This window comes from Moritella viscosa, from assembly GCF_900120065.1.
Lineage (GTDB): Bacteria > Pseudomonadota > Gammaproteobacteria > Enterobacterales > Moritellaceae > Moritella > Moritella viscosa.
This window is the reverse complement of the sequence record NZ_FPLG01000033.1, coordinates 1-19,277: the sequence shown is the minus strand read 5'-3', so window position 1 is coordinate 19,277 and position 19,277 is coordinate 1. Positions and strand designations below refer to the sequence as shown.

Annotated in this window: 19 protein-coding genes and 4 tRNA genes; 10 read left to right on the top strand and 13 right to left on the bottom strand. The window is 37.5% G+C overall.

Annotated features, from left to right (window positions below; all coding sequences use genetic code 11):
* Nucleotides 1–182: 182 nt before the first annotated feature.
* A complete protein-coding gene (locus BT797_RS04560) occupies nt 183–908 on the bottom strand; it encodes a GntR family transcriptional regulator (RefSeq protein ID WP_045109641.1) in 726 nt (241 codons plus the stop codon).
* Between the two features lie 145 nt (nt 909–1,053).
* The gene (locus BT797_RS04555; RefSeq protein ID WP_075471196.1) at nt 1,054–1,551 is read right to left on the bottom strand and encodes a VC2046/SO_2500 family protein; all 498 of its coding nucleotides are present in this window, start codon (nt 1,549–1,551) and stop codon (nt 1,054–1,056) included.
* 192 nt (nt 1,552–1,743) lie between these two features.
* Between BT797_RS04555 and BT797_RS04550 the strand changes: the two genes are divergently transcribed.
* The 6 genes from BT797_RS04550 (at nt 1,744) to BT797_RS04520 (ending at nt 6,318) form a co-directional block, all read left to right on the top strand.
* A tRNA-Tyr gene (locus tag BT797_RS04550) sits at nt 1,744–1,828 on the top strand.
* Between the two features lie 136 nt (nt 1,829–1,964).
* A tRNA-Tyr gene (locus BT797_RS04545) sits at nt 1,965–2,049 on the top strand.
* A 137-nt stretch (nt 2,050–2,186) separates the two neighbouring features.
* A tRNA-Tyr gene (locus BT797_RS04540) sits at nt 2,187–2,271 on the top strand.
* A gap of 97 nt (nt 2,272–2,368) precedes the next feature.
* Nucleotides 2,369–2,453, top strand: a tRNA-Tyr gene (locus BT797_RS04535).
* Between the two features lie 290 nt (nt 2,454–2,743).
* Nucleotides 2,744–4,396, top strand: a complete 1,653-nt coding sequence (locus BT797_RS04530) for a response regulator (protein WP_045109639.1) — start codon at nt 2,744–2,746, stop codon at nt 4,394–4,396.
* A gap of 677 nt (nt 4,397–5,073) precedes the next feature.
* Nucleotides 5,074–6,318 carry an SGNH/GDSL hydrolase family protein gene (locus tag BT797_RS04520; protein WP_045109638.1) on the top strand — a complete coding sequence of 415 codons (1,245 nt, stop codon included), beginning with the start codon at nt 5,074–5,076 and terminating at the stop codon, nt 6,316–6,318.
* 86 nt (nt 6,319–6,404) lie between these two features.
* On the opposite strand, the gene BT797_RS04515 is transcribed toward BT797_RS04520, so the two are convergent.
* Nucleotides 6,405–6,824, bottom strand: a complete 420-nt coding sequence (locus tag BT797_RS04515; RefSeq protein WP_045109637.1) for a hypothetical protein — start codon at nt 6,822–6,824, stop codon at nt 6,405–6,407.
* A 164-nt stretch (nt 6,825–6,988) separates the two neighbouring features.
* Between BT797_RS04515 and BT797_RS04510 the strand changes: the two genes are divergently transcribed.
* A complete protein-coding gene (locus BT797_RS04510; protein WP_244534134.1) occupies nt 6,989–8,020 on the top strand; it encodes an alpha/beta hydrolase family protein in 1,032 nt (343 codons plus the stop codon).
* Nucleotides 8,021–8,070: 50 nt separating this feature from the next.
* Here the strand turns inward: BT797_RS04510 and BT797_RS24205 are convergent, their stop codons facing one another.
* The 4 genes from BT797_RS24205 to BT797_RS24190 all read right to left on the bottom strand — a co-directional run bounded on the left by BT797_RS24205 (nt 8,071) and on the right by BT797_RS24190 (nt 10,062).
* Nucleotides 8,071–8,733, bottom strand: a complete 663-nt coding sequence (locus tag BT797_RS24205; RefSeq protein ID WP_244534133.1) for a helix-turn-helix domain-containing protein — start codon at nt 8,731–8,733, stop codon at nt 8,071–8,073.
* Entirely contained in the window at nt 8,733–9,137 is a 405-nt protein-coding gene (locus BT797_RS24200; RefSeq protein WP_244534132.1) for a hypothetical protein, read from the bottom strand. Before BT797_RS24200 ends, BT797_RS24205 begins: the two co-directional genes overlap by 1 nt.
* A gap of 119 nt (nt 9,138–9,256) precedes the next feature.
* Complete coding sequence (locus tag BT797_RS24195; protein ID WP_244534131.1) at nt 9,257–9,763, bottom strand: helix-turn-helix domain-containing protein; 507 nt, start codon at nt 9,761–9,763, stop codon at nt 9,257–9,259.
* Nucleotides 9,764–9,768: 5 nt separating this feature from the next.
* Nucleotides 9,769–10,062: a cupin domain-containing protein gene (locus BT797_RS24190; protein ID WP_244534130.1), complete on the bottom strand. Its 294-nt coding sequence runs from the start codon at nt 10,060–10,062 to the stop codon at nt 9,769–9,771.
* Between the two features lie 152 nt (nt 10,063–10,214).
* On the opposite strand from BT797_RS24190, the gene BT797_RS04495 reads away from it, so the two are divergent.
* The gene (locus tag BT797_RS04495) at nt 10,215–11,390 is read left to right on the top strand and encodes an MFS transporter (RefSeq protein WP_075471195.1); all 1,176 of its coding nucleotides are present in this window, start codon (nt 10,215–10,217) and stop codon (nt 11,388–11,390) included.
* A 78-nt stretch (nt 11,391–11,468) separates the two neighbouring features.
* Here the strand turns inward: BT797_RS04495 and BT797_RS04490 are convergent, their stop codons facing one another.
* The 4 genes from BT797_RS04490 to BT797_RS04475 all read right to left on the bottom strand — a co-directional run bounded on the left by BT797_RS04490 (nt 11,469) and on the right by BT797_RS04475 (nt 16,431).
* On the bottom strand, nt 11,469–13,241 hold the full coding sequence (locus tag BT797_RS04490; RefSeq protein ID WP_075471194.1) for an ABC transporter transmembrane domain-containing protein: 1,773 nt from the start codon (nt 13,239–13,241) through the stop codon (nt 11,469–11,471).
* A gap of 618 nt (nt 13,242–13,859) precedes the next feature.
* Nucleotides 13,860–14,300 (bottom strand): hypothetical protein, encoded by a 441-nt coding sequence (locus BT797_RS04485; RefSeq protein ID WP_075471193.1) that lies wholly within the window; start codon nt 14,298–14,300, stop codon nt 13,860–13,862.
* 43 nt (nt 14,301–14,343) lie between these two features.
* Nucleotides 14,344–14,766, bottom strand: coding sequence for an SbmA/BacA-like family transporter (locus BT797_RS04480; protein WP_082293755.1), 423 nt, complete (start codon nt 14,764–14,766; stop codon nt 14,344–14,346).
* Between the two features lie 462 nt (nt 14,767–15,228).
* Nucleotides 15,229–16,431 carry an EAL and HDOD domain-containing protein gene (locus tag BT797_RS04475; protein WP_170860716.1) on the bottom strand — a complete coding sequence of 401 codons (1,203 nt, stop codon included), beginning with the start codon at nt 16,429–16,431 and terminating at the stop codon, nt 15,229–15,231.
* Between the two features lie 316 nt (nt 16,432–16,747).
* On the opposite strand from BT797_RS04475, the gene BT797_RS04470 reads away from it, so the two are divergent.
* The gene (locus tag BT797_RS04470) at nt 16,748–17,113 is read left to right on the top strand and encodes a hypothetical protein (RefSeq protein WP_075471192.1); all 366 of its coding nucleotides are present in this window, start codon (nt 16,748–16,750) and stop codon (nt 17,111–17,113) included.
* A 212-nt stretch (nt 17,114–17,325) separates the two neighbouring features.
* Here the strand turns inward: BT797_RS04470 and BT797_RS04465 are convergent, their stop codons facing one another.
* Nucleotides 17,326–18,027, bottom strand: a complete 702-nt coding sequence (locus BT797_RS04465) for a hypothetical protein (protein ID WP_075471191.1) — start codon at nt 18,025–18,027, stop codon at nt 17,326–17,328.
* Nucleotides 18,028–18,567: 540 nt separating this feature from the next.
* Here BT797_RS04465 and BT797_RS04460 point away from each other — a divergent pair.
* Nucleotides 18,568–18,987 carry a hypothetical protein gene (locus BT797_RS04460; RefSeq protein WP_045109631.1) on the top strand — a complete coding sequence of 140 codons (420 nt, stop codon included), beginning with the start codon at nt 18,568–18,570 and terminating at the stop codon, nt 18,985–18,987.
* Nucleotides 18,988–19,053: 66 nt separating this feature from the next.
* On the opposite strand, the gene BT797_RS24060 is transcribed toward BT797_RS04460, so the two are convergent.
* The coding region (locus BT797_RS24060; RefSeq protein ID WP_075471190.1) for a hypothetical protein at nt 19,054–19,277 on the bottom strand (224 nt) is incomplete at its 5' end.

Sequence of the window (19,277 nt, the reverse complement as noted above, 5' to 3'; positions counted from 1 at the left end):
TCAACTTACTGTTACATAAAAATAACAATTGAGACACAATTTAATGAAATAATTTAAAGGTTATATATACAATTATAGTGAAGATTAGATAAGGCAATAGGAATAGTAGGCAGAAAAAGCAATGCCAAGTTACATCGCACTTGGCATCGTTTGTATACAATATTATAAAAATTAACGTTATTTTATTTTTTATTTAACACATTAGAAAAGACAACATGCAGATCGCTGGAAACGGTCTCACCATCTAAATTCAGTTTAGACTCAATATGTTTTAAATGTTCACGCATTAATAAGCAGGCTTTTTCAGCATCTTTTTCTTCAATCGCATCGAGTAACTCACTGTGCTCATCCAATACACAATGCGTACTGGTCGCGACTTCGTATTGCGCAATAATTAACGAGCTTAACGATACCAAGCTACGCTGGAAATTAAATAAAGGCACATTACCGGACATCTCAGCCAGCTTTAGATGAAATTCACCCGATAAACGGATCGCTTTTCCTAAATCACCTTGTTTGGTGGCTTCATTTTCTTCCACGATTAATTGACGTAAATGTGTAATCTGCTTATTTGATGCATTCTCAACAGCAAGCTTAGTAATAGCATCTTCAAGTGTATGCCGAGCAATAAAAACTTGTTTTGCTTCTTCGACAGAAGGCGATGCAACAATAGCCCCCCGGTTAGGACGGATCACCACCACTTGTTCGTGTGACAAGCGTAGTAATGCACGACGTATGATAGTACGACTTACACTAAAAATATCACCCAATGCTTCTTCATTTAATTTTGTTCCAGGCGGAAGACGACGTTCAAGAATGGCATCAAAGATATGCGCATAGACGATATCGTCTTGAGCCATTGAGCCTGACTTGCCTTCTGTTTCTACAGAACTACTTAGCTCAGACATTATTTTCACCGCTGTTATGGTTATATCAATACGATTACGTATTCATATAACCTGATCTTTATTAATATAAAGTCATAGTATGTTAACGCTGTGTAACAATCTAGCCTTATATTGTGTACTTTACCAAAAACATTTAAAACAATCTTTAGCTATATTCTCTAATTTTTAATGGTTTATCAGCATCATAACTATTTAATACATCTAATAAACTTGCCATACTCGATTGGTTTTCCAGTGGCAATGCGGTATTTTGAGGGGATGTGGAAGATTGTTCAGCTTGAGCACGCTCGTCCGCTGTAGGTTTAATTAACGAACCGTGCGCTAACTTTTGTTGTAATAAGTGAGAACTGTTCTGTAGTACAGATTCTGCAACATATTTAGCGTCTCCCACTCCCACACCAACTTCGGGTGAAAAACAGATCTCTAAACGCATAGCGGCCATATTATTGTTTGCTGCATACTTATTTAGCCTTGCCATTCGCGCAGCATCATACGCTGACGTATCAACGGCAGAGTGCTTAATTTCGATTTGTTTCTGATCTGAAATATCAGATGACAACATACTTAATAGCAGAGAAAATTTCGCTCTATCACCATTTAAAGTACATTTATTTAATTGTTGGCCAAGTTGCAGCTCATCAATTAAGGCATGTTGTCGTATCGATTGAACGTAAATAAGTTACCTCTTGAACAATATTGCGCGCAGAACAACCAAATTTTGCCGCGAAATAATCAACTAGTAAGTTATCGACCTGTTTTTATAAATATTTAGCTATTTATTCGAATTTTTTATTCACATACAGAAATTTTCTGATACTATCCGTTTCGTACTTGTGGAGGGGTTCCCGAGTGGCCAAAGGGATCAGACTGTAAATCTGACGGCTCAGCCTTCGAAGGTTCGAATCCTTCTCCCTCCACCATCATTTAGCTTTGCTGATTGTTTGAAATAAGAAGTGCATTGTGGCCAATGTTCTATGCCTTAAATAGGTCTTATAAGTAATCTGCAATGTGAAGACAACATCTACCATTGCGAGTAGATGAAAAAGCATTACTTGTGGAGGGGTTCCCGAGTGGCCAAAGGGATCAGACTGTAAATCTGACGGCTCAGCCTTCGAAGGTTCGAATCCTTCTCCCTCCACCATCATTTAGCTTTGCTGATTATTTGAAATAAGAAGTGCATTGTGGCCAATGTTCTATGCCTTAAATAGGTCTTATAAGTAATCTGCAACGTGAAGACAACATCTACCATTGCGAGTAGATGAAAAAAGCATTACTTGTGGAGGGGTTCCCGAGTGGCCAAAGGGATCAGACTGTAAATCTGACGGCTCAGCCTTCGAAGGTTCGAATCCTTCTCCCTCCACCATCATTCTACCTTGTTGAATTTACATTGTGGCCAATGTAGAAATAGTCATCAAGGTAAAATATCCATCTAGCAATAGATGAAAAAATAGAGAAAATGTGGAGGGGTTCCCGAGTGGCCAAAGGGATCAGACTGTAAATCTGACGGCTCAGCCTTCGAAGGTTCGAATCCTTCTCCCTCCACCACTCTCTAATATTACTTATCCCCCCCAACGTTACTATCTTATCTTTTAAGACATTATCTAAATATCAATAAACCACTATATAAACAATAAATTTTCTCCATTCTATTTACCTAATAAAACAATTTTAAATATAGTTTTGTTACAATTTATTCGCACAAAAAACACCCAGTTAACAGTTCTGACTAACAAAATGGTGTTCCTCTCAAGACAGTATTATGCATACCTGTTATTGTGGTAAATGCTAATCATTCACGTCTAAATTTACCCATAACCCTTGAGCTTTAAATAAACATGAATCAGAATTTTGACTATCGAAACAAACGCGTACTCATTGTTGATGACCAACGTGCTTTTCAGATCATGCTCAAAACCATGTTGCTTAACTTTGGGGCGAAAGATGTCACGCATGTGGGTAGTGCCGAAGACGCATTAAAGTTGTGTCGCCACAATACCTATGATTTATTGTTAGTTGATTACAATCTTGGCTCTGGCCTTAATGGACGTCAGTTATTTGAAGCATTAAAAGTGAATAACTTGTTACCTATCCATACCGTGTTTTTCTTAGTCACAGGTGATAATTCGAAAGCAATTGTATTAAGTGCAATTAAAATGACACCCGATGATTATTTGATGAAACCGTTTTCACAAAACGAACTGAATTTACGTATTCAAAAAGCATTCAATAAAAAAGATGCCCTGCTACCAATTTATCAAGCGATTAAGGATGACGACTTTGCTCAGATAATAGAAGAATGTGATAACGTGATAATCTATTCTTCACGCTACCGTAATTTCTGTCGTTTATTTAAAGCAGAGCTATTAATTGAAAAAGAAAAGTACGCCGAAGCGCGTACTATCTTAGAAGAATTTATAGAGGATCACCCACATACCCAAGCACAGCTGCTATTAGGTCGAGTGTATTATCTAGAACAAAACTACCAACAAGCAATACCACTGTTATCAGATATCATTAAATACAATCCGATGCTACTAGATGGTTATGATTGGTTAGCACAATGCTTCAGGGATGGTGGCGACAGTGAAAAAGCATTGCAAATTGTGCAACGCGCGATCAAACAATCTCACTTATCATTAGACCGTCAAGGACTACTCGCAGAATTGGCACTTGATACAAATATGAATGCAATAGCCAAAGAAGCTTTTTTCGCTATTCTAATGCAGACCAAAAACACCATACATCAAGATCCTCAACACCTGATTAATTATGTTCAAGCCATTATTCTTGTCGCTAAAAATGAAGAAGACAAATTTAAACAAGGCCGCTTGTTACAAGAGATTAGTGGTTTATTTCACCGTTCTTCGCAACAACATCCCTATGTTGAAGAAGATGAGTTATTGGCATTGGAAGGTTATAGCTTAGCGTCTATTCATAATGTGAAAGGCAACCAAGTTAAAGCGAAACACGCCCTGCTAAAAAGTAATGAAGCATATTTAATGGAACCAAAAGGCACACCAGAATGGTTAGGGCCACAACTGGTTAATCTGCTTGTCGAGTTAGAAGAATTTGAATTTGCTGAAAATCTGCAGCCTTATATTCAACACTCTAATGTACACAGCGAAAAATTACTTGCAAGTATCAGTGGTGAAGAAGACGGTAAAGAGGTTCAATTTCAGCAGCACAACAAACTGGGTATTGAAGCATTTACTGAAGGCAAACTTGACGTCGCATTACAACATTTTGAAACTGCACTTTCTATCGCGCCACTCAATACTGGTGCAGCACTGAATAAAGTACAAGTGTGTATCGCGCTACTCGTCAAAGTCGAACGACCATGGCCAGAAGTAACCAAGAAAATAGCTGATACCTTTACCGAACTAGAAAATTTCCCACTATCTGAACAGCAAGCAGAGCGTAAAGCTGAATTGAAAAAAGAGTTCAATATTCAGCGTATGCATGAGAAAAAAAGAGCGAGTAAAATCTAAGCCTATTACCAGATGCCAACCTTTATCGTCGATGAGCACTTGAAATCAAACACACTTATTTCAATCATGGACGAATATAGTCTCCCAAAGCATGCAATATATGCAATTTATCCCGAGAGAAAACACCTGTCTGAAAAGTAAGAGTATTCATCAAGTTCATCCACAATAAATTAGGCGAGGGTTCAGGTTATTGGGATAAGTGAGAAGGGAGTGCAACTCGGATAGTAAAAACCAAGGCATTATTCGTTCTAATAAGTTCGAGAAACCATTCTGCCTTACTGTGCTATAAGCAATAATGTCAGATACACCTATCATAGCCCCTCCCCCACATAAAATACATAGCGACACATATGTTCATGTATTAATTTAGAAAGAACTCCTTGCCACTACCTATCGTTTTTAAAGCAGCCGTACATAGTAAAACTCTATCCTTTTGTAGTTATAAGAACCACACTACGTGACCCACCTCACCTAACATATTCCACGCCTGTTAAGAGTGTCCAACTATTTGATTTTTAGTTAATTTTAATTGACATACTAATTGCGGTTTTAACATAGGTAGGTATGTTTGCAAGGTACTTATTCTTAGTTAACATATTTACCAATAATTAAACGTGACAAAAAACTTTTAAGTTCCTGCATACGTTTAACCACAATATAATATGAGAAACACCAATATGAAAAAAATAATACTTGCCGCATTATTGCTTTTGCCCGTTACTGCTTTTGCATCGAGCAATGAACTGGTTAAAAGCATAACTGCTGAAAAAATTCAGCATGTTCAATCCTCTGAGACTTATACCTATGTTAGATGCTGGTATCGCCCTCATTATAACCATGATGATCCAGCTACAGATTGGAAATGGGCACTAAATGAAAATGGCAGCTATTACACCATCCGTGGTTACTGGTATTCATCAACTTCATTTATGAATATGTTCTATACCACATCACCTCAAGAACAAATTATGGCTAAATGTGCAGAAACTTTAGATGTTACTCACGACACCGCTGATATTACATATTTCGCTGCTGATAATAAATACTCTTATAATCACTCAATTTGGATAAATGACAACAGCGAACAACCAGATGCGATCAATAAAATCATCAGCTTTGGTGATAGTATCTCAGATACAGGGAATTTCTTTAATGGTGCACAATGGCAAGCTCCAAATAAAAACTCATGGTTCTTAGGCCACTTTACTAACGGTTTTGTATGGACTGAGTACCTTGCAAAAGAAAAGGCGCTACCTTTATACACATGGGCTGTTGGTGGGTCTGCAGGAAATACACAACACGAAGTGCTGTCAGGTATCCATGATCAAGTAGACTCATACATTAACTATATTGCGATGGCAAAAAACTACCGTCCGAAGAATAGCCTATTTACACTTGAGTTCGGGCTTAATGATTTTGTAAACTATGACCGCTCTGTCATCGATGTAAGTAATGATTTTAGTTACGCACTAGAGAGACTAACAGACAATGGCGCACAAAATATTCTTATTCTCAATTTACCAGACGCGACAAAAGCTCCTCAGTTTAAATACAGTACTGAGGAACATGCAAAAATAGTAAAACAAAAGATCAAAGCTTTTAACCTATTTATTAAAAAATCAATTAATGAATATCAAAATAAAGGTATAAATATAGCCCTATTTGATACAAATACATTAATTAAAAACATAATTAATACACCTGAAAAGTATGGATTTAGTAATGCTAAAGATGCTTGCTTAAACATCAACAGGTCATCTACTGTCGATTATTTTATAAGTCATGCATTAACGAGTGAGTGCGCTTCAGGTGGCTCTGATGATTATGTTTTCTGGGGGGTTACTCACCCGACAACACAAACTCATAAGGTCATTGCCGAGCAAATATCGGGGTCTAAACTGAATCAATTTAAGTTCCAATAGGTGACAGCTAACATGAGCTACAGTGCTTATTAAGGATAATAAATTTAGACAAGCGCCAAAACAGTTATATAGCGCTTGTCTCTATTTTACGAGTTATCAGAAGAGCATTTTAAATTGCTCTCCCAACACGCTCCACCTTTTAACTCACATTTCTCCAATGCCTTACCTTTAGCCTCAGCTTCTGTACGGCCTGTACCATATACAGCTCCGGCAGTAATATCCTTGATATAACATCCCCATACATCTTTCTTCGTAGGAGTAGGTACACTGTCATCTTCATCGTCATCAATTTTATCTGATAACCTTATAATTAACGTTTCTAATCTTCGAATGTCTTTTCTCAGCATCCGCACTTCTTTTTTTAGATCCTTAAATGCAGTAGCATCGGAAACTTCGCTTGCACTTACCTTCCCGAAAGACAATAAAACCATAATAGCTAAAACTAAACTTTTCATTCTGATATACCATAAATTAAAGTAAACACGATTTAAGTCTATTGTATTCATCAACGAACCTAAATATCAGACTGATTCTATGGTTCTGTACATTAAACGCAAGGAAATAGGTACTAAAACCTGTTTTAAGTCGTCCTACATCATATTCTAGGGCGCCTACAACCATGCTTATTGACATACTAGCGTCACTTTTAGCCTAAATCAGGAATCGTTAAATGAAGTTACCTATCGTCCTTAGTGTTTTATTTCTATGTATTAGTAAGCTAGCCTTCGCAGAGTCTGTTGGATTTCAACAGTTTCAGTTAGCTAGTGATACGAGCCGCCCATTAAAAGTCAGCCTCTGGTATCCCACCTCTCAAAATACACCCTCAGAATCAGTTGCCGAAAATATAGCTTTTGTTGGAACAGAAGTAGTCAAAAATGCTTCGGTTTTACCCACAAAGCATCCTCTTGTATTACTCTCTCATGGATATCGCGGAAACTGGAGAAACCAAAGCTGGCTTGCAAATTCGTTGGCACTAAAAGGTTATGTGGTCGCAGCTCTCAACCATCCTGGAACCACTACATTTAATCATTCTAGATTACAGGCATCACAGTGGTGGCAACGACCTCACGATTTGGTGCGTGTATTAGATTACTTACTCGAAGATACGATTTGGCGCGCCTCGATTGATGCAGAAAACATATCTGCTATCGGTCACTCTTTAGGAGGCTGGAGTGTAATGCAATTAGTCGGCGCACAACTTGACCGCGACGCATTTCAAACGCAGTGCCAGCTGTACCCAAATCCCAGAACCTGTGGCCTAGCTGACGAACTGGGACTCTCATCATCCCAACCGAGAGAACCTACATCCTTTGACTTCTATGATCCTAGAATCAAAAAAGCGGTGATTTTAGATCTAGGTGGTGCACGTAGCTTCTCTTTAAAAAGTATGGAGAAAGTGGAGACACCCGTGCTGATATTAGGTGCAGGGATCGATATTGGAGACTTGCCTCAAGCAATGGAATCCGGTTATCTGGCCGAACACCTGCCATTATTTAATCGTCATTATAAAGTGTATGAACAAGCAATGCATTTCAGTTTTTTACAAGTGTGTAAGCCAGGCGCTATCGCTCTTTTAGAGGAAGAAGTACCCGGGGATGGTATATATGTAAGGATGGTTCTGGTACAAGTCGACTCATGCTCCATCAGCAAATGTTTAAGGATATTTTTAACTTCCTCACTCGTGCATAGTAAAGTAGTCTAATATACAGGGCACTCTCTTACCTGCTAGTGCCCTGCGTTGACCTTATACTGTTATTTTTCGCAAAGCACTAGAGCGTCATTTCTATATGTGCTGGGTGTTTGGCCTGTGATGCGCGTAAACTCACGGTTAAAGTTAGACTTGGTCTGAAAGCCAGCGCTAAGATAGATATCAGTGATACTATCTTCACTGTCTACAAGCCGCTTTTTCGCATAAGTAATTCGGTATTCATTCAGTACTTTCGAAATATTCATTCCGCATATCTGATTTACAGCCATAGAAACTTGCCGCGTAGGAATGCCGACTTTTCGCGACAAACGACCCAAGGTTAAATTCATATCGCGGAACGCTTCTTTATCCTTCATCAAGGTATCAATTTTACTCACGATGTCCTTAGCATCCTGTTCAGATAATCGAACACTTTTCGAGGGGGACTCAATACTAGCATCAGGCAACGACTTTTCATCTACACCTGACAACGTCTCAGACTTTATACTTAATGTGCTAAAACCAACAATAATAACGGCAACAACAACGACCGGAATAATAATTAGATAGCTGAGGGATAAAATGTATAGTGCATGCTCTCCTCCATACACTATAAAATCAAAAGACAGTACGCCATCAATGCAGGCAGACACAAGCAGCATGATACCGGCAATGCGCTGCGCAAGAAGTACCCGCTCAACATGAGAAAGCCGAACGTCGTCCGGCATCACGAATGAGAAACGAATGAGAAACGAATGAGTAAAGTACCGTAGCTAAGATAAAGCATAGTCAAAATAACATCGATCGCGTTAAGCCAGAATGTAAACCACCACGAACATACAATAATCACAAGAGGACCAGACAAATGTAACCACGAAAAGCGCCCTGCATTGTATGTTTTAGAAAAACAATACCAAGCCATTACAGGTAAAAATGATGCAAAGATCGGCTGTAAAAACCTGAAAATAGCGATATCAAAGGTCCAGCGAAGCCCAACCACCGCCGTACTTATCGCGCATAAAGTGATAAATAAAGAAGGTACTTTACCCTCAATTGGCTTCTTCAGGAGTAGAGTAATTGCGATGATCACTAGTAGCAGTGACATGATAAAAGGCAGTGGAATAGCAATCATTAAAATTCCGTTTAGATATGAAAGTCTGCGATATTATGCCCCATATCCATTCATTTTTTAAGCCCATCTCAATATCTAAAATATAAATAAATCATAAAACCGGGAAGTTAACAAAGTCATCAATTATTAAATAAGGCTGTTTGATCGCTCTGTTGGTTTATTCCAGATTTCTCTATAAAGTGAAGTGGAGTAAATCCTGTTTTTTGACGAAAAAAACTAATAAAAGCACTATCGCTCGAAAAACCGAGACGATAAGCAATATCAGTAACACGTAACTGCTTGGATAATAATTCTATCGCCGCTAGCACCCGCCATTGTTGACGCCAACTTTGATAGGGCATCCCTGTCTCTTTTGTAAAAATACGCGTGATCGTCTTAGTACTGGCCCCCACCTCTGTGCTTGGCTGTGTCAACGTAGGGGCAAGGAAGTCGTCGTTATTCACCTTAAGTAGCCAATCTTTTAATCGATAGTCATAGGGTAAGGGTAAATTCAAATGTGTATCTTTAGCGGCGTTCAACTCTACAATAAATAGGTTCAGAGAATTAATCATTTCATCTTCTGATTTATCAAATGACCACATTGCCATTCTATCAATCAAGGCTAGAAATAACGGATTAACATCCAATATCCTCATTTTACGTGATAACTTTGATTGTAACGATTCATTAAAAAACAGTGGCTTACGTTCGTCATTTGAGCACTATGCTCAATACCGGCAGGGATCCAAGCTGCACGCATCGGGGGAAGAACGCACTTCATTCCTGCCATTGTTATCACCATGCAACCGCGCTGAGAAAACAGCAATTGATCTTTTGTATGTGTATGTCGTCCCGAGTCATGAACACCCAAAATAGATGCAACCCCAACGACTAAACCTGAATGTTCATCTACGTTGAAGTCAGATTCTTTCGAAATAAAAGCCATTTCTCCACCCTACCCTGTCCTTAAATCGATATTTATAGTCCCAATGTTAACATTAACCCCCTTCTATGTACTATATACTTCTCATTATCGTAACTGATGTGATTTATTACGCACTAAATAGTGCAATAGGAAATAGGAAATAGGAAAAAATAATGAATACTGAAGTAAAAAAGATTTCAATTCCTTTAGCGGTCATATTACTGATGTTTCCGCAAATTATCGAAACCATGTACAGTCCAGCACTGACATCTATTAAAAATCATTTTGGTGTATCGGCTGCCGCAGCCGCCCAAGCATTATCAATCTTTTTTATTGCTTTTGCTGTCGGAGTTGTTGTTTGGGGTCGTATGTGTGATGTCATTGGTCGACGTACCTCAACATTAACTGGCTTAATCGTATTCATTATATCTGCCACATTTACCTTGATGGCGCCAACTTTTGATATGATATTAACAGGTTTCGCTTGTTGCGCTTTTGGTGCAGCGGTAGGTTCAATTTGTATTCAAACCATTATTCGTGATGGCTACCATGGTATGGAACTTTCACACGTGTTCTCAATCGTGGGAACTTCTATTGGCTTGAGTCCTGTAATAGGTATGCTAACAGGTAGCTGGCTGACCGCACACGGTGGATACACTTGGGTCTTTTCCGCTATGGTAATATTTGTCGCTGCGCTCTTAGTATGGGCATTTATTCATCTGCCTGAAACTAAGCCAGCGAACAACCGCCGTGATAGCTTATTAGCTGTTGGTCTTAAAATGCTAAAAGATGACCATATTTGGTATATCTCGCTTATGGTCGCGATTTTTAATATTTCGCTATTTTCATACTACAGTATTGCGCCATTTATGTTTGAAAAGCTTGGTGTCAGTGTTGAATACTTTGGTTATACAGGTTTTTTACTTGCTGCAGGCTCTATTATAGGGTCAATGATCAACATGCGATTAATCCGCCGCCACTTAAGCCATGATCATATAGTTAGTCTTGCGACAGCCTTACTTTTACTCAGTGGTATTTGTGTCTATCTTCTACAAGACTCAGTATGGTTTTTCATCCCAATGATGTTGGTTTATTTGTCTTTTGGACTCGCTTTACCCAACCTACTAAGTGGCGCATTAACGGATTACCGCGATCACTTAGGCAGCGCAGGGGCATTACTTGGTTTGTTCTACTACCTTATGATTGGTTTTGGTTTACATGCCGCCAGTGACTTTGGCAGCCTCGCTATCACTTTACTTATATGTGGACTAGTCGCTAGTATACTTGTAGGGCTTAAATTGACACGCAATGTAATAAGCAGTGACCTTAGTCAACGAACAAGATCTTAAACACTACACCATAAAATCCCTGTTCACTTTAGATAAAATCTTGTTAGTTACTGATTCTAGCAAGGTTTTCAATGAAACTTAGGTGGTGTCAGGCATCAATTTACGAGTCAAAGTGCGAGCATCAGCATCATGGATAGCCAAGCGTTCCCTGAAAACAGCGAAAAGATGCTCTCCCCCCTGAGTCGTCACTACATTATACAGAAGTTGCGCGACTAATAGCCTTAAACAATGTTCCTTCAGGACATCAACAATAATATCTTCAATGCACTTCTCACGGGCATCTGAAAAAGTTGAAATACGTTCAAAAATTGCATTTCCAAGCACCGACGTAACAGGAAAGTATTCCGGTGACAACACTCGTTCGCCAACTAAGCGTTTTGTTTCTACGATCACTCCAAGCCGATGATAAAACGCTTCATCCTGCAACGTCAGAACGAGATTAGTCTCTTGCTGAATATCAAGTTCAAGGCGTGTCCGTAGCCCCTTGCGCACCATGATATCGTCGATGTCTTTGCTCTCATCACATGATTGACCCTTCGCCATTTGAGGAGCAACCCTGTCAGATTCAAAGGGAGCAACATTGTTAGCAGCTCGCGTAGACACTTCTTTCCAACCAGCAACAGCAACCGATATCCCCTTACCAAAGACCGGTTCATAATTAAATGGCTTGAATAGGCTTTCACCGAGTGTTCCTTGAAAGATATAAGGTTTGGAACTGGCATCGCCGATGCGATTAACAACCAGGGTTTGATGTAAATAATTCACGTCATGCTCAACAAAATTCACAGTAATTCCCTTCATAGCTATGTAACCACGAAGGTTCTTAAACGTATGAGGTCCCCCATCAAACAACGTGTCTTTCTCAAGGTTTTTTGGTGCAAAGCGTTCGATTACTAGCTCCCAACGCAATACCATATCTTGGGTCTGGTTGTAATAAGCTAACAGCTCTTTCCAAGGTGACGACAGATCTTTATAAGCTGCGAGTGCTGCAACCAAGGCTCCGACAGTAATTTCTCCTTTGATCGCTAAATACCCACCAACAGAATAGAAAAAAAATGGTGTTAATTGATTGATGAAGTTGTTCAGAAATTTCATAAAGAATTTTTTTTGATAAATCTTAAAACGAATGCTAAACAAGTTACCCAAACGATTAGAAAACAATGACAATCTATGACGTGTCCCGCCGTTCATACGAATATCACTGACACGTGCAGCAGTTTCACCAATATCAGCAGCAAATTTTCTAACCTCTTTTATCCTCTCTTTATTCAACACATTAATCTGGCGCTGTAATTTAGGAATAATCCATGCTTGTAATGGAATAAGCGCTATGGACGCAACCCCAAACCAGAAACTCTGGGCAAATAGGAACACAAGGATTGTCAGCATCTGCCCAGCCTGAAAGACTGGTTGCGATAGCATGTTCCCCATAAACGACCCCATGGGTTCCGCTTCAGATGTCACCATCGAGACCAACTCACCTTGACTTGTGGTGCGAAAATATGAGCGTGGAAATTTCAACATCCGAGCAACAAGTTGAAAGCGAAATCGCCGTAATAATCGTTCCGATAACACACCTTTCATGGTGTTTAAGTGCATCTTCAACAACCCATTGGCTAATACTGATAATAGAAAACCGATGCAAAGAAGCATCAAAAACTGGGTCTGACTTAGTTTCATGCTCAGCAAAAAAACATCTTCCCCTGTTCCACCAATTGCATCGTTAATAATGCGCTTAGGTAATTCTAGCGAAGCGTACAGAATAGGGAAAGTCAGGAGCGTAATAGCAGTGAGAGTCAACTGATTTCTTTTTGAATACTTCCAGATAAATTGAAAAATGCTCTTTTCCATTTTTAGAGCTCCTCGTGCAGGATTAGTAGATATGCCACACATTTACGGCTATTTAATGTTTTAAGTAGATAACATTAATATTTATGAATCTGGCACGTTATAACTCTAGTCCATTTGAAATCGTGCTTTAAATGATTTGTAAATTATGCGACATGAGAAGCAGCAAGGTAGAACTCAGTGGTGCAGCCATCACTATGAGTACCAAAACATTGATAATTAACTTATTTTTTACACACTTATCATAAATATAGGCTATTGGCATATGATGAGTATCACTTGTTGATATAGCATGTTTAAGTGTAATTTCGATCAGATGGTGGTTAACTCCACCATCTGAGTGATATATTTAAGAATAATCAATGGCTTTTATAACTTACTTAAGCAGTTTTAGATTGTTTGGTGTATTCGCTAATTTATATTTTTCAGGCACTAAGGATTACTACACGCATGTAAACTTAACCTTATTTATCATGACAATAGGATGTATTGGTAAATAACTTTCAAAAAACTAATACAAATTAGATACGTACCTTGGTGATTTACTCAGCACTAGGTAGTTAGTTCCGTTCAAGAAGAAACGGAACTAATATCAAGTTGTAATTTATTAGATGGTGTAATTTAATAACGCTTAAGGACATCATTAACTAGTTTCATGAGTTTTTTATTGTCCGAATATTCAGTTCGACAACGTTCCATTTCCTCATATAAGGCATAAAGGTCTACATTCTCTCTAGATAGCAGTCGTCCCCACACATAAGGTACAAAAATACAACGCTGAGGAGAATAATGTTTATTTCCGGGTATTTTTATATCTCTACTGACATAAAAACGATCTAATTTATTCGCGTCATACCATGCTTTATATTTAGAGAAATAGAACCATTCTTTACAAATTGTAAGCCCCCCAACGCGGCGGTTTTTTATATCGACTCCGTAGGCCTGGCGAAGCATCGAGCGCCATGTTCGATATTGACTTATATATCGACCATTCTCTTTTAGTTCGATATTTGTGTCGTTAATACCGACGCCACAAATAAGACGTTGTTTTTCATTATCCATAAACATTTTCCAAAAAAGCCTGTACTAGACAGGCTATATTTACTTAGAAATAATATTGAGCTGATAGTATATAATTGCGGCCTTGACCTATAGTCATTCCACTATAACTACCACTCCCCTCATACTTAGTATTCATTATGTTGTTAACCTTGAATCGGAATGTGAGTTCATTCATCGCGCAGCGCCAACGAAATATCCAATGCCTAATAAAGTAATCAACAACAACTGAAATCACCACATAGACAGTAGTGAGCTTAAAAAAGTCGATTATTATGTCTTTGAAATCATGAATAGAGACGGCATTAGGTGAAACAAGCGCAGACTGTAAAAGATCGTAAAATTCACCATCCCAATAGTTTAACTCCACATCCACGCCGACTCGAAGCCAATTGATCAATACAACAGCTGTCGTCCCGTATACCGACCAGAGAAACCATTTTTTATTCAAAAAGAAACAACGAAACATACACAAACCAAATCATTAACAACTGTGTAGCGAGAATGATTATCATTCTCGTAGATTGTTTTGCATGCTAACTTATAAGCAACGTTATTACTATGTTTTTTTGATAAATCAAAGTGAAATCAACTTTACAGTTATGAAAAATTACCATCTACTGGTTCGCTGGATATAAATAATTTTTGAATAATTAAACGGTCTCATTCCGGTCATATACATCGCCAAATATTTTGCACACAACCAAAGCTAGCTACATACTAGACAAGTCTGAAGAAACAAAACCCGTATAGGCCGTTATTTATTGGATATTATGGCGCTAGGCGTGTTATAAAGCCGATGAATACAGAATAGAATAATAAAATAGAAGAGTTCTAATATATCAAATGGATACGAGGTATTATCATGCAACATCATTCGCGTTAACTCTGATAATTCTATCTATCCCCCTTGGAGTTCACAATGTCACAATTAGATGGTGAAATCATCGCCCCATTGGAGCGACTCAGCATACTGACTGGCAAAGAGCTCTTCCGAAATACCAAGTACATTACAATGATTATTGACTTGTTCCCAGTCGGCGTTCTCATAGGCTTTTACTGCATTAAGCAAGTGCCCAAGCTCTCCTTTACCTTCGTTCAATGCTAATTTAAGTTCCTCACTGAGGGGTAAATTAGTTAAAAGCTGAGACAAAGGTTTATCCAATAAAGCATCTAGTAAAGAAAACATCCCCATTAAAAAGGCTTGATTTGGCTCTACTTTAAATGATCCTTTAGTCACGAGTTGTTCACAAATTCGCGCCCGTTGGATAGATAGAACATATAGAGACTGAGGTTTATGCTGATTGGCATGAGCGGCTGTCATTAAAGAAATAAACCGGCGCAGCTTATCCTGTCCTAGATAAATCAGAGCATGTTTAAATGAGGTGATGGCTTTGCTAATGACAGATGATGCATTTACATATTTAAGAAGTTTATAAGACAAGGTAACATCGCTGGCTATCAATTTTTCTATCGCATCATAATCCAGTTCTGGAGTAGATATTTCAGAGCACAATTGCAATGTGACCAGTTCTGATGGCTCAATAACCCGTTGTTGTAACATCTCTGGTTTACTAAAGAAATAACCTTGGAAGTAATCAAATCCAATTTGTTTTGCCTGTTGAAATTCTTCGTAAGTCTCTACTTTTTCAGCTAAAAATTTAATCTTATGGTGGAGATTATTATGAATAAAAGACTTTGCCTCAGAAAGTGGGAAAAGTTGAATATCAAACTTAATAAAATCGATGTAAGGTAGGAATCTATTCCAGCGAGAGTCTGGAATAAAATCATCAAGAGCCATCTTGTAGCCCTTTTGATGAAAAATAATGACCGCTTGGAACAGTTCATCCGTTGGTTCGCAATCTTCCAGAATCTCAATAATGAGTTTATCTTTGGAAAGTAAAGTCGGTATTAAACTGATTAAACTGCTGTATGGAAAATTGATAAAAGCAAGTTTATTCCCTGTCGTATTGTAACATGAATTCATAAACTGATCTGATAGCAACCGACTGGTTGCCTGCTCTGCATCTATATCCGGAAACGAATTTTTTGGACCATCCCGAAATAGCAGCTCATACCCAATGGTATTTTTATCAGTATCTAAGATCGGTTGTCTGGCTACGTACGAATACATGCGTTATTACCTTTTTATACAAAACCCTACAATATTGTGAGCATTGTATCGTTATTATCAAAAATAAGCTAAATCTTACTTGATATTACTATCAAAATACCTATTTGTAGTGTAAGCGTCTTGGTAAATAATCAATATGTGGTCTATTCTGCCGACATTTTTAATCAGAAACGATAATTATATATCATATTATTTTTATTTCTCAGTTGCGTCACAACTTTTCAAAAAATAGTATTGCTTTTCTTGCTGTAAACAAAAATAATAATAGAATCAATTATATGTTTTCTTTATTGATAATTAACAGGGATGGATCCTAATGTCTAAATATAAATTATCGTTTGGTGAAATAATTATATTGAAGCCAAATTTAGCTGAAGTGATAGTCGACAATGATATTGAGATGGATTTAGAAATGGTTGGAGAATACCATGAATTTTTACTCTCCAAACTTGAACACCCTTTTAATCTGTTAATCAATAAAGTCCATCAATACACCTATATCTTTGAAGCTCAGCAACATTTAGCCACACTAGTTCAAATAGGTTCAATGGCCGTAGTTGCTTATAGCTCTGTCACAAAAAAATGTACAGAAAGTCTTGTGGATGTTCCTAGGCCAATGCCCTGGAATATAAAAATATTCAGTGACCGTCGTTTAGCATTGGATTGGCTTGCTAATGCGTAGTCTAATAAATAATTATACATACTAGGCGTTAACCTACTGTAATTCATAACCTTAAAAGTAGCGTTTATTCCATTCAGCGACTATAAATTATTTATGAACAATTAAGTCGTATCGAATGCTTTACCTCTATGATTTCCTGTTTCTTTCATTTTTAATAATGATCTTCCATGATCATCATCACTCCAAAAGTAATACTTAAAATCAATTTCAGATTATTTATAGATTTTATAGCTATTATTTTTACCTATCGTCACTAATTCATTCTCATTTAGAAAAGATGCCAGTGCAGTATATTCCCCGGCAGATGTGCAATTTTTCATTGTAAAATATATTTTATATATATTTATTTTTGGATCTGGTATTTCGACATCACCAGTATAATCACAACCATCTTGACTGTGCCCTTTGATTGTTCCTAAAGCACTTATCTCCAAATCAATGCTTTGATTTACAGTAGTATATTTACCTTTTATTTGTTCTAAACTTGCCCCTTTATTAGTTATATCCGACCACATCCTAAATTTAATATTTTCCGGTAAAATTTTATTATCAATAAAGTGTAGATCTAACATAGACCCATTATTTTCATTATTAAAACTACCAGTTACCTTTAAACTTCCACGCTTACCATTAATAAAAGAATGTCCTGACCCTGTGATACTTTGTTTTGATGTATTTATTGATATTTCTAAAATACCGTCTTGACCCTTAATTTTAATTTCATTTTTTGATACGAGTCCCAAATAGCTCCCACCACTTGTTGCCTTATAAAGGCCCGATTTCAATATCGACTTATGGTTAATACTAGTAGTATCAGTGCCACTACTAGCTGTAGTTGTACTCGAATCACTACCACATGCAACGAGCAAACTAAAGAGAATAGAGATTGGAATACTTCTGATGATCTGTTTCATATAACCTCGTAGTGAATTTTACAACACGAATTAATATTTTTAATTCAAAATTTATCGAAAATGGTAGAAAACGCCCCAACCACCAAGAAAAGAAGTTAGCGCTAATAACCACACCAATAGCAGAGTGATAACAAAATAAAAAACACAAAAACCAGTCGATACCGCCAATATAAGCTCATTATTTGACACACATCAAATATGATAAAAATTACCATTCGCATATTTCAGTGGGGATGATATACGCTAATTCCACTACACATTGACGTGTGCCGGAATGACATCGTTAAATAGGTAGAATGAACAATCAATTAGGGAAATAGCTGAATCTAAAACCGTTATACTTAAACTAGATCAACCTATGCTTTTCATTAACACTAGTTAATCATACTTTAAGCACCTGATAATACTAATCTTTATTTTCATCACTTACTGTGATTAGACATTAAATTAACTCTTATCATTTCAATAAATAGTTTTATTAGAATCAGTAAGATTAATTGGAAAAGCCTTAATTAGCATGAATTCAAAGGAATGAAATCGATGAAAAATGTAATTTTAAAATCTGTAATCACAATCGCACTGTCAATTGGTGCAGCTCTACCTGCATCAGCAAATGATAATGTTGATCCTTGGAAAGTTTGTATTAATGGAATGTCTAAGATCTTTTTTGATGTTTATCGTGACATTTTTGAAGAAATTCCTGGTGAGTACAATCATGGTCATTTGCAGCAATCACGTGAAATGCATATTGCAGAAATGTTAATGGATAAGTCTAAGAATACTGATGTATATGATAGAGCTGGGGCAATGGATTTCGTAGCGACCACTACTGAGGCAATTAAAAATAAAAACAGAAACCAATGGGGTTTTGTAGGAATGACAACTTATGAAATACATAGCGTTATTATACCTGTGGTGAGTTCATGTATGCCAGCGCTTTATATGGACGTACTTGATTGATTATTTGGTAGCATCAGATCTTGCCCTTGAAATAAGTGGGGATTGCCGAGCAAGGACAGCACTAACTTAAAACATACCGAATAAAAGGCTGGATTCGTTCAGTCTTTTTTCAGTGTAACCGCTGGTGATTGCGCAACATGCTTTTGTTATGTTGCTCTTAAACTTCATCACCAAGGCGATTTTAATATTCTCGTTGCCAACTTTAGTCAGCTGAAAAAGTAGATTGATTCTCTGTTCAGGTTTGTAAACCTTTTGATAGAAACTCATAACAGACCCTGTCCCGAAATCTG